The sequence below is a fragment of the Metabacillus hrfriensis genome, assembly GCF_030127205.1.
Lineage (GTDB): Bacteria > Bacillota > Bacilli > Bacillales > Bacillaceae > Bacillus_P > Bacillus_P dongyingensis.
Window position 1 is genome coordinate 286,574 of record NZ_CP126116.1, and the last position, 13,972, is coordinate 300,545.

The 13,972-nt window shown below is 43.2% G+C and carries 10 protein-coding genes; 1 reads left to right on the forward strand and 9 read right to left on the reverse strand.

The genetic code is table 11. The features are described 5' to 3' along the window. Window positions 1-1,068: 1,068 nt before the first annotated feature. Both QLQ22_RS01640 and QLQ22_RS01645 read right to left on the reverse strand, forming a co-directional pair. On the reverse strand, window positions 1,069-2,640 hold the full coding sequence (locus QLQ22_RS01640; protein ID WP_423246219.1) for a glycoside hydrolase family 32 protein: 1,572 nt from the start codon (window positions 2,638-2,640) through the stop codon (window positions 1,069-1,071). Window positions 2,641-2,715: 75 nt separating this feature from the next. Continuing rightward, window positions 2,716-4,179 (reverse strand): glycoside hydrolase family 68 protein, encoded by a 1,464-nt coding sequence (locus QLQ22_RS01645; protein ID WP_284015879.1) that lies wholly within the window; start codon window positions 4,177-4,179, stop codon window positions 2,716-2,718. 193 nt (window positions 4,180-4,372) lie between these two features. Here QLQ22_RS01645 and QLQ22_RS01650 point away from each other — a divergent pair, with 193 nt between their 5' ends. Further along, on the forward strand, window positions 4,373-4,606 hold the full coding sequence (locus tag QLQ22_RS01650) for a cyclase (protein WP_284015880.1): 234 nt from the start codon (window positions 4,373-4,375) through the stop codon (window positions 4,604-4,606). A 1,100-nt stretch (window positions 4,607-5,706) separates the two neighbouring features. Here the strand turns inward: QLQ22_RS01650 and QLQ22_RS01660 are convergent. From QLQ22_RS01660 to QLQ22_RS01690, 7 genes are all read right to left on the reverse strand, one after another. Further along, entirely contained in the window at window positions 5,707-6,978 is a 1,272-nt protein-coding gene (locus tag QLQ22_RS01660) for an ABC transporter substrate-binding protein (RefSeq protein WP_284015881.1), read from the reverse strand. Then, window positions 6,975-8,117: a response regulator gene (locus QLQ22_RS01665; RefSeq protein ID WP_223439053.1), complete on the reverse strand. Its 1,143-nt coding sequence runs from the start codon at window positions 8,115-8,117 to the stop codon at window positions 6,975-6,977. Before QLQ22_RS01665 ends, QLQ22_RS01660 begins: the two co-directional genes overlap by 4 nt. Window positions 8,118-8,142: 25 nt before the next feature. Continuing rightward, the gene (locus tag QLQ22_RS01670) at window positions 8,143-9,918 is read right to left on the reverse strand and encodes a cache domain-containing sensor histidine kinase (protein WP_252207915.1); all 1,776 of its coding nucleotides are present in this window, start codon (window positions 9,916-9,918) and stop codon (window positions 8,143-8,145) included. A 230-nt stretch (window positions 9,919-10,148) separates the two neighbouring features. Beyond that, window positions 10,149-11,156, reverse strand: a complete 1,008-nt coding sequence (locus tag QLQ22_RS01675; RefSeq protein ID WP_223439055.1) for a FecCD family ABC transporter permease — start codon at window positions 11,154-11,156, stop codon at window positions 10,149-10,151. Then, window positions 11,153-12,151, reverse strand: a complete 999-nt coding sequence (locus QLQ22_RS01680; protein WP_223439056.1) for a FecCD family ABC transporter permease — start codon at window positions 12,149-12,151, stop codon at window positions 11,153-11,155. The genes QLQ22_RS01675 and QLQ22_RS01680 overlap by 4 nt, the downstream gene beginning before the upstream one ends. A gap of 67 nt (window positions 12,152-12,218) precedes the next feature. Then, window positions 12,219-13,133, reverse strand: a complete 915-nt coding sequence (locus tag QLQ22_RS01685; protein WP_284015882.1) for an iron-hydroxamate ABC transporter substrate-binding protein — start codon at window positions 13,131-13,133, stop codon at window positions 12,219-12,221. Continuing rightward, a complete protein-coding gene (locus QLQ22_RS01690; protein WP_284015883.1) occupies window positions 13,084-13,929 on the reverse strand; it encodes an ABC transporter ATP-binding protein in 846 nt (281 codons plus the stop codon). The genes QLQ22_RS01685 and QLQ22_RS01690 overlap by 50 nt, the downstream gene beginning before the upstream one ends. Between the last annotated feature and the right edge of the window lie 43 nt (window positions 13,930-13,972).

Here is a 13,972-nt window from a genome sequence, read left to right on the forward strand (position 1 = left end):
CGCTTGGCGATATAACTTTTAAATACATTCAAAACCTTAATATTTAATAGAAATGCGTTCGATATGCATCAAGTGTAAGAAGTTGGAATGTGATACCCTTTTTCTAAAGTATGGTCAAAACTTAGAGCGAAGGGGATATGAGTTGTGATTGGCGTATCTGTCCAATCTGACATCGAAACACTTATAGCGTTATGCGATATGGACAAGCCCCTAGACGATAAAGGTGAAGACATTGTGTATCATCAAAATGAAAGATTATAAGGAATCAATGAAACAGAGATTGCGATACATGATACATATGATAATTTAATCCCAATCAATTAAAAGAGATCTTAATGTTTTAACGCATGAACTCGCGCTGGCGTGAAATGAACGTTCAACTGATAAACGATATGCCACAGCTTTAAAACAAAGGTTTCCCGACTTCAGTAAGATCATCATGTCCTTAATAGTGTTCCTCAATAAAGGGATTGATGAGTTCTTTTTTATGTTTCGTATCGCTGGGCGATACAACCTCCAAATAAACCCCCAGATCCTTTATGAGTTTTTAATGGCGAATGACATATCATTTCCAGTCCGCCATCGAAGCGCTTATAGCGTTACGCGATATGGACAAGCCTCTAGACGGTAAAGCTAGAAACCGTGTGTATAAACAGAAAGATTAGAAGCAATCAATGAAACAAAGAGCGATACATGATACATGTCAAAATTTTATCCCAATCAATAAATAGAGATCTTTTTAAACCTAAGGTAACTAAATATAAGCAGAAAAATCCTTTGGTCTGAATATTCCAGATTCACTATTTTTCATATTTCACTAATTCCCGGGAAATATCTACAAATTCTGAGTAGATATCGACAGAATTAGAAGCTTCAAATTGCCATTTGTTTTGCTGATAAACTATTCATTGTTTCTTAAGAAATATCTCATTAAAGGAAAGAAGCTTTAGGATGTAATTTTATCTCCTGAAAAAGCGCCAAACCCTGATTTGTAAGGGTTTGGCGCTTTTTTATTTTCTGTTATTTTTTAAAAATGCAATATGAATTATTTCTTTGCAGATGAGGTGTTCAATTGATCGAATCAAAATGCTTAACCCTCACATTCTCAAAAACTGCTTTCCCGCCTTCAGAAAAGAGAGTAATCCCTTTATCATCAGGTTGAGGGAATACCAAATTTGAATGAGCAACCTTTCCATCATCCACAAAAACTTCAATGCTAGTTTTATCAACGAGAATTTTTAAATGAACCTTCTTCTTATAAGCATCAAATGGTGCAATACTTTCAACGTACTGATTTGATTTATCAGGATGCTCTGTAAATGACCGATTAACAAACGAGTAATTTCCTTCTGATGATATCCCTACGTCAATGTGCCGTTTCTTGTCTGCTGATTCTCTTAGCCTAAAGCCTGCATGCTGAAGATCGGACCATGAAATGTCTGCGTCCAATTGATAGGCATCTGCCTTCAATTCAAGCGTTTTTGAGCCATTCACTTTGATTTGGTCATAAGCATTCGATACTTTTGACAATTCATCTAATGCTTCTATGGGCTGGGAAGAAAGATAATACTGATTTTCTCCTTCGTGCTTCAGTTCGATTTCACGGACGATGGAATCCAAGCCATTGAAGCCTTCTTCCATTGTCGGTGCATTGTCTGCATAAGCCCAGTTATTCATCCAGGCAAGACCATAGCGTTTGTCTAATTTATCTCTTTCCTGACCATCTTCGAATGTTACTCCTCCATACCAATCGAAGCCATAGTCTAACCATTCCGGTTCTTGCTGATCCGGGATAAACTCTTTTCCGTTAAACGTTCCGACCCAGTAGGCATACGTGTTTGGCTTGCCTGCTGCTTTTCCGTTTGCGCTGAAGCCCAGTACCCACTTTTCAGTGCCGTCATCGGCGCGCATCCGGTAGAGATCCGGGCATTCGAGGACACCGAGGTTTTCGGTGGAAAAGCTGCTTGTGTAACGCCAATCTTTCAAGTTATCAGACTCATAAAAGCCGATTTTGCTGCCTTCTGCCATGGTCATGACCCATTTACGGCGGGTGTCATCCCAGATGATTTTTGGATCTCTGAAATCCTTTGGGCCTGGGTTCTTCATGACTGGTTCTTCGCTGTATGGCTTAAACGACTTTCCTTTATCTGTACTGTACCAGAGGAACTGTTCCTGCTTCTGGCCGTTTTTTGATGGCTGGGTTACGACGGCGATAAAAGCGTCTTTTCCAAACCCGGCTGTGTTTTCTTTATCTATGACAACAGATCCAGACCATGGATCTCCGTTTTCATTCGTGTATTTTGGGATGGCGACGCCTTCGTCTTTCCAGTGCATAAGGTCTTTTGAGGTGGCGTGGCGCCACTCTGTTCCGTTGCCATCCGGATAGTCCCCGTTATACAGGTAGTAATAATGATAAGTTCCTTCATAGTAAACAGGCTTCTGCGGATCGTTTTTCCAATGATCAGGTGCCGTAAAATGATAGGCTGCCTGGTAGGAGTGCTCTTCTTTTTCCTCTGGCGGCACTTCTTTTGTTTTAAAGAATGTTTGAATTAAAAAGCAGGTGCTGATCACCATCCACAATCCAATCATAATGATTCCGGCAATCTTGTATCCTTTCTTGAAAATTCTTTTTTTCTTCATTTAAATTCACCACTTTTTAAAAAAGAAAAAGAAAATGCCAATTGACATTTTCTTTTTCTTTTTTTTTTTTGGTTCTTACTTTTCCGTAATTTGACCTTGTTCAAGAATGCTGTTTTTAACGACCGATGTTTTGTCTCCTTTGATGTTCAGCTTGAAGCTTGGAGCAAACGTTGATTTGTGGTCTTCAAAGTACCCTCTGTTCGTCATATAGCTTGTAACAACTGTATTGTCACTGCCTTCTTGAGGAATGGCATAGTGAGCATAGTTCCATGTGATATCGTATGGATCAAGGTCCTGATGCAGCACCATACCAGTTTTATTTAACGGCTTATATGGGCCAGTCAGTGAGTTGGACACATAACCTAACAAGTAGATGTCTTGATTATCAATGCCGTCAATTGTCATTTTTGAACCGCGTGAGCTTGTGAACAAGTACCATTTTCCGTCCTTTTTGAAGATGTTCGGACGCTCAATTTCATCTGTTACCGTGTTTGATACAAGCAGCGGCTTCATTTCTTTTTTAAGAGTATAATCATCATTGATTTCAATAATACCCATTGCACCGTTTGCAACTTCAGCCAGTCCTTTTTTATCGCTGTTCAGAAGCTTGCTTTTTTCATCCTGGAAGAATTTATTGCTGCTGCCGTAGTAGGCTTGGTTGTAAAGAGAATCTTCCCCTTGGTAGCCATACTCAGTGCCTGTATTGGCTTCAAATACAAGATACTTGCGGCCATCTTCTTCAATGTAGTGAGGGTCTCTGAATGTATGATTATCAGAAGGAGCTCCGTCCTCTACAAACTTGTCCACCGTTTGATAGTACTTGCTGTCTTTGCCTTCATAAATGGATTTGTAATCCTCAACGCCGTCAACTTTCAGCGTTTTTGTGTCAGGCTGCGATAGGTTTACTTGTGCAGTCGTTAACGTTTGTTTTCCGTAATGTCCTGATTCAGGTGTAAATGGTTCGCGGTTTGTGTAGAATAAGCGGACTTCACCATCTTCAGTGAATGTTGCAGAACCGGACCATTCTTCTGCTTGATGCTTTAAGTACGGATCGTTCGGAACGTTTTTGTCGTTGTTATCGAATACGCGTCCGGCATTTTTCCAAGCATCAATAGAGTTGTCTTCGACTTTTTTATAGAACAAGTAGATGAACGTGTCACCTGGATTTTTAGGATCACCGGCTAATCCAAAAACGATATGATAGCCTTTATATTCTGCAACAGTTCCATCAGCGTTTTGCAATGGCCATGTATCCCACACATCCATATCAATCGTTTCGCCTGATTCGGTTACTTTTTTGGCAGAAGGGATGTTTTTAATCGTGGTTTCGTCAAACTTAGGGATGGTATACCTTGCATCACCGTGCTGTTTGATCATGTCTTTCATAGCGGAACGAGTGATTTGTGAAGTACCGTACGTTTCTTTGTAATCTGCCGGATCTTTTGGAGCCGCAAATGATTGGGTAACAGTACCGCTTAATAGAATGCCAGTACTGAGTGTTACTACTGTTGCCTGTTTGGCAAGCTTGCTAAAGTTCATAAGTCTTCCTCCTCGTTTTATGTTTGATTGCTTGTACAAATAGAATTATAGGGGAGTCCTGAGAGGAGAGGTATGGCACATATTGATTGGAATTTAGTCGTATATTGATATTGGCTCAGGAGAAGGGCTAATGATCTTTTTGTTGAATGTACAATGACAGTGAGTTTTAACCAAATTTTTAAGGAGGCATCAAATGGATAAAAGAGTTCAATTCGACTTTGAAATCGAGTTTTCTAACGGGGGAGGACTTCAGGGGCAGGAATTCCGGCTAGATATTGAAGGAGATGATATCTCTGATGAGGATCTGGCCAAATATATCGTAGAAGATATGAGGCTGCTTATGGTTGGCGAAGTGAGGATTTTTAACAAAAAAATCATTACGGAAAAACACAAACGAAAATCTGTTGAAGATAACGCCGGTCAGTAAATATTCTCGATCGTTGATGAAAGGAGAAAAAATGGCGGAGCCCATATGGCAGCCCAGGATCGAGGAAAAGCGGAATGGTACAAATCGTTTTCTCTAAGGGTGTGCAAAGTGGAAAGGCAGATTCTTTTTGGGATGTGATAGTGTAGCGCTTTTATCAGCGGCTGATAAGAAAAAGTACGTTGATCGCCGTATTGTATTGGTTTTACAGCGAATGCGCGGAAGAAAGTGCGCCAAAAGCGGTTTTGAAACACTTTTTTCACCTGAGATGTGGAAGAAAGTGCGCTAAACAGGGTTTTGAAACACTATTTTCACCTGAGATGCAGAAGAAAGTGCGCCAAACACGGTTTTGAAACACTATCTTCATCGGAAATGTGGAAGAAAGTGCGCCAAACAGGGTTTTGAAACACTTTTTCACCTGAGACGCAGAAGAAAGTGCGCCAAAAGCGGATTTGAAACACTATTTTCACCTGAGCTGCAGAAGAAAGTGCGCCAAACAGGGTATTGAAACACTATTTTCACCTGAGCTGCAGAAGAAAGTGCGCCAAACTGGGTATTGAAACACTATTTTCACCTGAGCTGCAGAAGAAATTGCGCCAAAAGCGGTTATGAAACAATATCTTCATCGGAAATGCAGAAGAAAGTGCGCTAAACGCGGTTTTGAAACACTATCTTCATCGGAAATGTGGAAGAAAGTGCGCCAAAAGCGGATTTGAAACACTATCTTCACCGGAAATGTGGAAGAAAGTGCGCCAAACGCGGTTTTGAAACACTATCTTCACCGGAAATATGGAAGAAAGTGCGCCAAACGCGGTTATGAAACACTATCTTTATCGGAAATGCAGAAGAAAGTGCGCTAAACGCGGTTTTGAAACACTATCTTCATCGGAAATGTGAAAGAAAGTGCGCTAAACGCGGTTTTGAAACACTATCTTCATCGGAAGTGCCAAAGAAAGTGCGCTAAACGCGGTTTTGAAACACTATCTTCACCGGAAATACCAAAGAAAAGTGCGCCAAACCTGATTTTGCAGCACCTTTTTCAGCATTTGTGAAACAACTTTGTCTTCCTCAGGAAAAAGCATACCACCCGCAACATGGTATGCCTATTCCTTCGAAAATCTCTCCCAGGACTTCTGATATTCATTGAGCAGCTGCGTGCGGTTCAGCTGTTTTCCGACGTAGAGCTGTGTGGCGGCGCCGAATTCTTCCCGGATTCCGACGGGAAAGTCGAACCAGTTAGAAGGGACGGTGTTGCCTTTTTTGTAATTTTGAATCGTTTCTTCTGCAAGTGGACCAAGATCATCCGAGTTGATGTGATGGAAGGCGGGAATGAATTTGAATTCTTCCGTCATGTACCGTTTGCCCTGCTCGGAAGACACCATCCAGTTTAAAAATTTTTTGGCTTCTTTTTTCTTTTCAGGGCTGGCCTGCTTGTTCACGGCCCAATAGTTTGGAACGCTGACGACAAGTGCTTCCTTTACAGGCCGGTCATTAATTGGGATCGGCATAAAGCCGATGTTCATGTCCGGCGCAGCCTGATCGATCATCGGCTGAATCCAGTTGCCCTGCTGAATGATCGCTGCTTTACCGGAAGTGAAAAGATTTACTTCCATCGTGTAGTCTGTAGTCAGCGGGTTATCATTTCCGAACTTTAAGGTGAGGTCGAGCAAGTTAAGCAAATCGTTAAAATTTTGATTGGTCGTAATTTTTTCCGTTCCGTTATTCAGGTTTTGGATAAACTCCTCTGTATTTTCCTGCTGGGCGAATGCGACATTCATCAGGTGATCACCAAGCTTCCAGTCTTCATAGTAGCCTGTTGCAAACGGAGTGATGCCAGCCTTCTGCAGTTTTTCTGCAGCTGCTGTCAGCTTAGTTAGAGTGTCAGGCGGTTCTGCAATGCCGGCTTTTTTAAACAGATCCTTATTATAAATAAACCCATAGCCTTCAAGGTTAATCGGCATTCCGAAAACCTTACCGTTCAATGTCACCGGGGTCAGTGCTTCCTGGTAGGCCTGATCCACCCAGGGCTCACCGGAGAGATCCTCTAGAAAGTTCTGCCACAGTATGGTATTTTCAAAGCCGGTGTTTGTGAAAATATCCGGCCCGGTGCCAGTCGCCATTTCCGCCTTCAAATCGGCCAGGTCATCCATCGCGCCCCCAACGGTATGCACCCGGATATTGACATTGGGATTCTCCCGCTCATAAGCACGCGTCATTTCCTCAAATTGAGTGGAGACCTCTATTTTGGGATTCCTAAGATCAAGTGTGATTTCCGGGTCTTTCTTTTCTATTTTTTCTGGCTGGGCTTCATTTTGGCATGCCGAAAGAAGCAGACTGACCATTAAAAAGAGGGATAAGAACGTGTTTTTCATCATGTCGTTTCCTTCCTGAACTCAAACGGCGTCATGCCGACAACCTTTTTAAACAGTTTTGAAAAGTAGATTTCATCCTGATAGCCGAGCATGGTTGAGATCGAGTAGATGCTTTTGTCCGTTTCCTGCAGCCAAGATTTTGCCTGGCAGATTCTAAGCTCTGTAATGTATTTGGAAAGGGTCATTCCAGTTTCCTGCTTAAACTTCCGTGAGATATGCTCGCGGCTTAAAAAGAAGACATTCGACAGTTTTTCCAGACTCAAATCCTCCATATAATAGGTTTTAACATAAGAAACGATGTCCTCCATGCGCCGGGCAGCATCGATTTCATCCAAACGGTGGATTGATCTGAAATTTTGTTCCTCAAGCTTTTTCTCCAAGGTCTGAAAAGCCGCCCTGATTTGTGATAAAGACTCAATCGGTTCTCCTGTTACAAGCCTTACAGGCAGGTCGAACTCCCGGCTGATATATTCTTCAACAGACAGCCACTGGTCGCAGATCGTGATCACAAGGCAGAGGTTAAGATCTGTCTGAAGGGAAAAGGCATTTCCCACTCTGCGGTCCATCAGCTCATCTGAAAGGTTTTCTATATAAGAATCCGGATTGTGCATCTGGTAAAAAGAAAGCAGTGAGAGCTCATAGCCTGCTGATTCAGGAAGAAACTCGGCCAGGCTGTCGGCATCTGAACGGTCACCAAGGCAGATTGCAGTCGCCAGCTGATTTCTCCGCAGTTTTTTTGCATCTTCCAGCACTTCTGCATGCTCGAAGTCGTCTTTCCATGCTTGTACGGATTTTTTCAGCGTGTGATTGAACGCTTCATACTCAATCGGTTTCAGCAAATAATCGAAGCTGCTGTGCTGGATGGCCTTGCGCATATAGGAATAATCATTATATCCAGTGATAAAAATCACTTTTCCCGGATAGGAAATCGAATCAAGCCACTCAATCAGTTCCATACCGGTCATACCGGGCATTTTTATATCTGTAAAGATCAGTTCAGGCTGCTCTTTTTCAATCCATTTTTTCGCTTCCTTGCCGTTGCTTGCCTCGAGCAGCTTGGTGATTCCGTATTGTTCCCACTGGCCTAAATGGCGGAGGACGTCCCGCACATTGAATTCATCGTCGACAATCAGTGCTTTCACCGTGTTCAACTCCTTGCCTAAGTCTTCATGATATTGGGGAGACCTCTATCGGAATTTTCATGCTGACGGAAAAACCTTTTCCGTTTATTGAATCAACCATCATTTCGGCACTTTGCCCATACCGCAGGAGCAGTCTGTCGCGGATATTCTTAAGGCCGATATGCTCGTGTGAATAGGTTCCTTCGTAAGGCGGTGTATAAATATGGTTCCGCAGAGTTTGCAGCTCCTCTGCTGTGAGACCAGGGCCATCGTTCTCAACAGTAAAGTAAAGATATTCTTCATGTTTCTTCCCGGTAATGGACAAATGAGCGCTGCTGTAGCCTTCCTCATACGTGTGTTTAAAGAAATTCTCAGCGAGCGGCTGCAGAATCATGCTTGGTATAGTCATATCCAGAATAGATTCATCCATCTCGACCGAATAGCTGACGTCTTTGCCAAAACGTTCGGTTTGAAGGGAGAGATACGCTTTTGTGTAATCTGCTTCATCCCTGATCCGCACCCATTGATCCGCCTGCAGAGAGTAGCGCATCATTTTGGACAGGGAGGTCAGCAATTGGTACACCTTTGGAGCATTCGACCTTAAGGCAACTGCACCGATCGATTGCAGAGCATTGAATAAGAAATGCGGATTAATTTGTGATTTTAACGCTCTGAACTGGTTTTTCCTGTTTTCAATTTCAAGCTTATATTCACGGTCAATGTGGGAATTGATCCGGTTCATCATATCTTTCATGTGCGACTCCAGATGACCGATTTCATCTTCTCTGGCATCGTCAAACGGAACATTCATATTTCCGCCTTCAATGGAGCGGACTTTGCTGCTCAGCTTTGCGATCGGGCGGGTAATTCGGTTTGAGATAATACCTATCATCAGAAGACCAAGCAATCCAACGCCAATGCCGACAAGAATATTGGTGTATGCGGTTTTCCGGACATCTTCATATAAGGACTGACTTGACGTAATTTTAATCAGCTTCCAGCCGTTTAATGAGCCTGATAGCTCCTTAGAAAGCAGAATATCGTCATCCTGCCTGCTCCTGTTTCCGTCCAGGCGCTGCTTTTCACCTTCAGGAAGGGGCTTTCCAATCAAGGAACGTTTATTTGCATATAGGACTCGATCTTGTGAATCTATCAGCAAAACAGAAGATGCATCACCTTGGACAAGGTTATTGCAAATGCGGGCATAGCCCCCTAAATCAATGTCGATGGTGATAATACCGAGGAATCTCTTAGAGAGAACGTCTGTAATTTTATGATGAAACGTCATCACCATCGTTTTATCTGACTTTGGAACAATCGCTGCGTTGTTGTAATTGATAAGAGGGCGGGGCGGTTCAATCAAATAGTTCAAGTCAGAAGTATACAGCTCTTTGATCGGACTCTGATCAAGAAAATCCGGCTGGTGTCTGCGTGTGCTGATCATCGCATTGTACAGCGTGAACGATTCTTTGTTTTTATCAATATAGAACCGGATTTGCCGGATTTCGTTTCTCATCAGATAAAAGGTTTCGAGACTCTTTTCCATTGTCTTGGGGCTGAAATAAATGGAGTCTTCAAAGCCGTTGTTAAAAATCCGGAACAGATCAGGATCCCGGTAAAGGATATAAGGGAAATCAATCATGCCGTCAAAATACTGCTCCAGCTCCTCCGCATTCTTCTGAAGCTGATCCCGGCTGTTTTCAAGTTCATGCTGCTCTACACTATTTTTTGTGTAGGTATAGATGAAAAAAACAGATAGGAAATACGGCAGAATGATGAAAATCAGAAGCATAATCAACAGGCGGCTTTGTATGCTTTTCACAGGAGTCACTCCTTTGGCAGATACTCAAATTCTGCTTTCTCTCTTTAGCATCCTAAAACTATATCAAACCAAAAAACCAAGTCAATCCTGCACAAGTAGGATTTGTAAAAGGATAATTATCCTTTTATTTTTCGCAGAGAGGGCCAATATTATGTTCCTATCCCTGTATGAGACGCAAACAAAAAAGCTGAAGAGATCTTCAGCTTTTACATGTTGTTATGCTATTTATCCTACTTTTTCATAAGCAAATACATAAAATAGGGTGCGCCGATAAGCGCAATCATAATCCCCGCAGGTATACCCTCGGGTTCGATAATGTTCCGTCCAATCGTATCCGCTAATAGCAGGAGAAAGGCACCAATCAGAATGGCCACAGGCAGAAAGAGCTGATTTCGAGGTCCGACAAGAGCCCTTGCAATATGCGGAGCCATGAGCCCGACGAAAGCGATGCCGCCTGTAACCGAGACGGCTGATGCTGCCAATGCAATTGCTGTCAGCATCAGGATGATTCTTTCTTTTTCAATGGATACACCGAGGCCGATTGGCACAGCTTCACTCATGCCGAGAAGGTTCAGCCTGTTTGCTTTGTACAGGGCAAAGGGAATGAGGATGGCTGCCCACGGCAAAGTGGCCCAAATAAATGGCCAGTCTGCGCCCCATATATTTCCCGCAAGCCACTTGGCAATAAAATCAACTTTTTGACGTTCCGCAGATGAAATAAGGACGATCATTAATCCTGAGAGTGCCATAGAAAATCCCACACCGGTCAGAACAAGCTTAACAGGCTGCATGCCCTCAGAACGGCTATACGAAAAAGCATAGATAAGCACGGCAGTCAGTAAAGCTCCTGCAAATGCAACTAAAGGAAGCATATAGACAAATGACCCAGCATCAATCGGAAAATATAAGAAGAAGACTGCAATCGCAGCTCCTGCTCCAGAATTTATGCCGATAATGCCTGGATCTGCGAGGTCATTTCTTGTGATACCCTGTAAAATGGCACCTGAGAGAGCAAGTGCCATTCCTGCAAGAATCGTGATGATGATCCGCGGCAGGCGAATGGAATAGAGAATAAAGTCTTCTTTAAATGTCCCTTGCCCGAATAGCACCGGAAGCAGCCTGTCATAAGAGAGAGAGGCATAGCCGAGCCCCATTCCCGCAGCGATTGTTGTTAAAAGCAGGACAAGCAGGATGAATATAATAATGCGCTGTTTTTTAATTAGTGCAGTATGAATCATGTGAAATGACGGCCTCCTTTACGGACAATGAAGAGAAAGAAAGGCAGACCAAGAACGGCAACCACCGCAGCGACTGGTGTTTCATACGGGGCATTGACGGTACGGCCGACAGTATCTGCAAGCAGCATGAATGAAGCGCCCATGATGACGGACATCGGGATGATGTACCGGTAGTCCGTCCCGACGATTGCCCGCACGATATGAGGAACCATCAGTCCGACAAAGGCTAAATTGCCGGCAAGGGCAACGCCTGCACCTGCAAGCAAGACGATAACAACAAACAAAATCCCCTTAATGGCAACCGTTTTTTGCCCTAGTCCGACGGCTACCTCTTCACTTAAACTAAGAATGGTCAGCTGTCTGGAAAGCATCAGGGAAATGAGGATGCCACCTGCAATAAACGGAATAATGAACTGCAGCTGGCTCCAGGATGTTCCAGCCATACCGCCGGAAGTCCACATGGACACATCCTTTGAAAGCTTAAAGGTAATCCCGACTCCCTCAGAAACCGCAAAGAGAAAAGCAGACACGGCTGCTCCGGCCAGAACAATCCGCATAGGAGAGAAACCGCCCTTTTTCATAGAGCCTATGCCTAAAACCATCGCCGCTCCAACGGCACAGCCAATAAAACAGGCAATCATAATGCCGAAGTAGTTCACGCCTGGAATGAAAGCAAGGGTAATGGCAAGCGCAGCTGTACCGCCGGCTGTGAGCCCGATTAATCCAGGATCAGCCAGAGGGTTTCTCGTCAGCCCCTGCATGATGGCGCCAGATACGGCAAGAGCTGCCCCGACAGCAATAGCTGCAACCTCCCGCGGAAGGCGAATTTCACGGATCATGGTGGCTTTATCGCTAAGTTCTGCTCCCGTCATGGCGAGCCATACATCATTTAACGTTGTATCTGCTGCTCCGAAGATCATCGCTGCAGCGAAAGCACCAAGAAACACGAGAATTCCTGCAGCCATTTTCAATATAAACATGTACGTTTTCATCATCCATCATTCTCTTCTTTTTGGAATAAAGGAAAAGGAATTCTTAAAGTAAGAATCCCTCTTCTGAATATTAGTTTTCAAGGAAGCTTTTCTTAAAGAATTCAAGCTGGTAGTCCAATGAAATTGGATCGTTGAAATAGAATTCCTTTGCGTTTGCTTCGAATACTTGATTGTTTTTGACTGCAGGAATGTTTTTGTATGTTTCTGTCTCCTGGAAGGAAGTATCCCCGTCTGAGTTTTTGCTGAAAATCATATAATCTCCTGCATATTCAGGGAGAACCTCTGCAGAGATGGCATAAAATCCGTCTTTCAATGCCATTTCGGTCACTTTTTCAGGCATTTTCAATTTCATTTCCTGATAAAGAATTTCTGTGCCGCGAGCCCAGTTGTCGCCGAATACGTAGAGCTGTTTATCAAAGTTTTCAATAACTGATACCGTTGCATCTTCGCCGATTTTTGCTTTAATGTCTTCACCTGCAGTTTGTGCGCGGTTTTTGAAGTCATCAATCCAGGCTTGAGCTTCTTTTTCTTTGTTTAAAAGTTTTCCGATTTCAAGGTGCTGTGTTAAGTAATCAACTTTTCCGTAAGTATACGTAACAGTTGGAGCGATTTCTTTTAACTTATCAATATTTTTGATGTTTGAAAGGCCGATAATCAAATCCGGATTAAGTTCAATGATTTTCTCCAGATTATCATCTGTCACTTCTTCAACACCTTCTAAACCTTCATAGCGGGGATTCATTTTTGACCATGAATCAACTCCGACAAGCTTTGTATCTAACGCCATGACATTTCCTGCGAAAGAGGAAAGGACAATAACGCGCTTGGGATCTGCCGGCACTTCAACTGGACCAGATTCTGATTCATAAGTGATGGTGATTTTTTCTTCTTTTTTATCCGCACCTTTTTCTTCTGCTGCTTCATTGCCGCATGCACTAAGCAGGACTAAGAGCAACAGCAGAAATGGAATCATTAATTTCTTCATTTTCTTTTTCTCCCTTTATTAAGTTATAGGTCATGCACATTGGTTTATTTGTGCGCGGATCATTTCCAATCACCGCATCAATATGAAAAACTTCTTTTAGCACATCGCGGGAAATGACTTCTTCACATGTTCCGGCTTTGACAATTTCCCCGTCTTTTAGAGCAATGATATAGTCTGCAAAGCGGGCCGCCTGATTTAGATCGTGAAGAACCATGACAATGGTTCGTTCCTGCTCAGCATTTAATGTTTGCAGAAGCTCAAGCACTTCAAGCTGGTGAGCCATATCAAGATATGTAGTAGGCTCGTCAAGAAAGATAATTTCCGTTTCCTGTGCGAGGGCCATAGCAATCCATACGCGCTGGCGCTGACCGCCTGACAGCGAATCGACAGGACGGAATTTATAGTCGGCTGTACCCGTCACCTCAAGAGCCCATTGAATGATCTCATAATCCTTCTTAGTTAATCTGCCGAAGCCCTTTTGGTGGGGGAATCGGCCATATGAGACAAGCTCGCCAACTGTAAGGCCGGCGGCGCTTTCAGGTGTTTGGGGCAGAATCGCCATTTTTTTTGCAAGTTTTTTTGTTTGTTCTTTAGAAATGGATTTACCGTCGAGCACGACGTCTCCAGACTGAAGAGAAATAATGCGGGTAATCGCTTTCAACAAGGTGGATTTTCCGCAGCCATTTGGACCGATGATGGTTGTGATCTTTTTATCAGGAATACAGACGCTAAGATCTTTTACTATTAGACGTTCACCATAGCCAATGTTTACTGACTCGGTAAGTAGGCGAACCATTTTTCCCCCTCCATTTGCTGAAAAATTGGAAATAATTACTGAT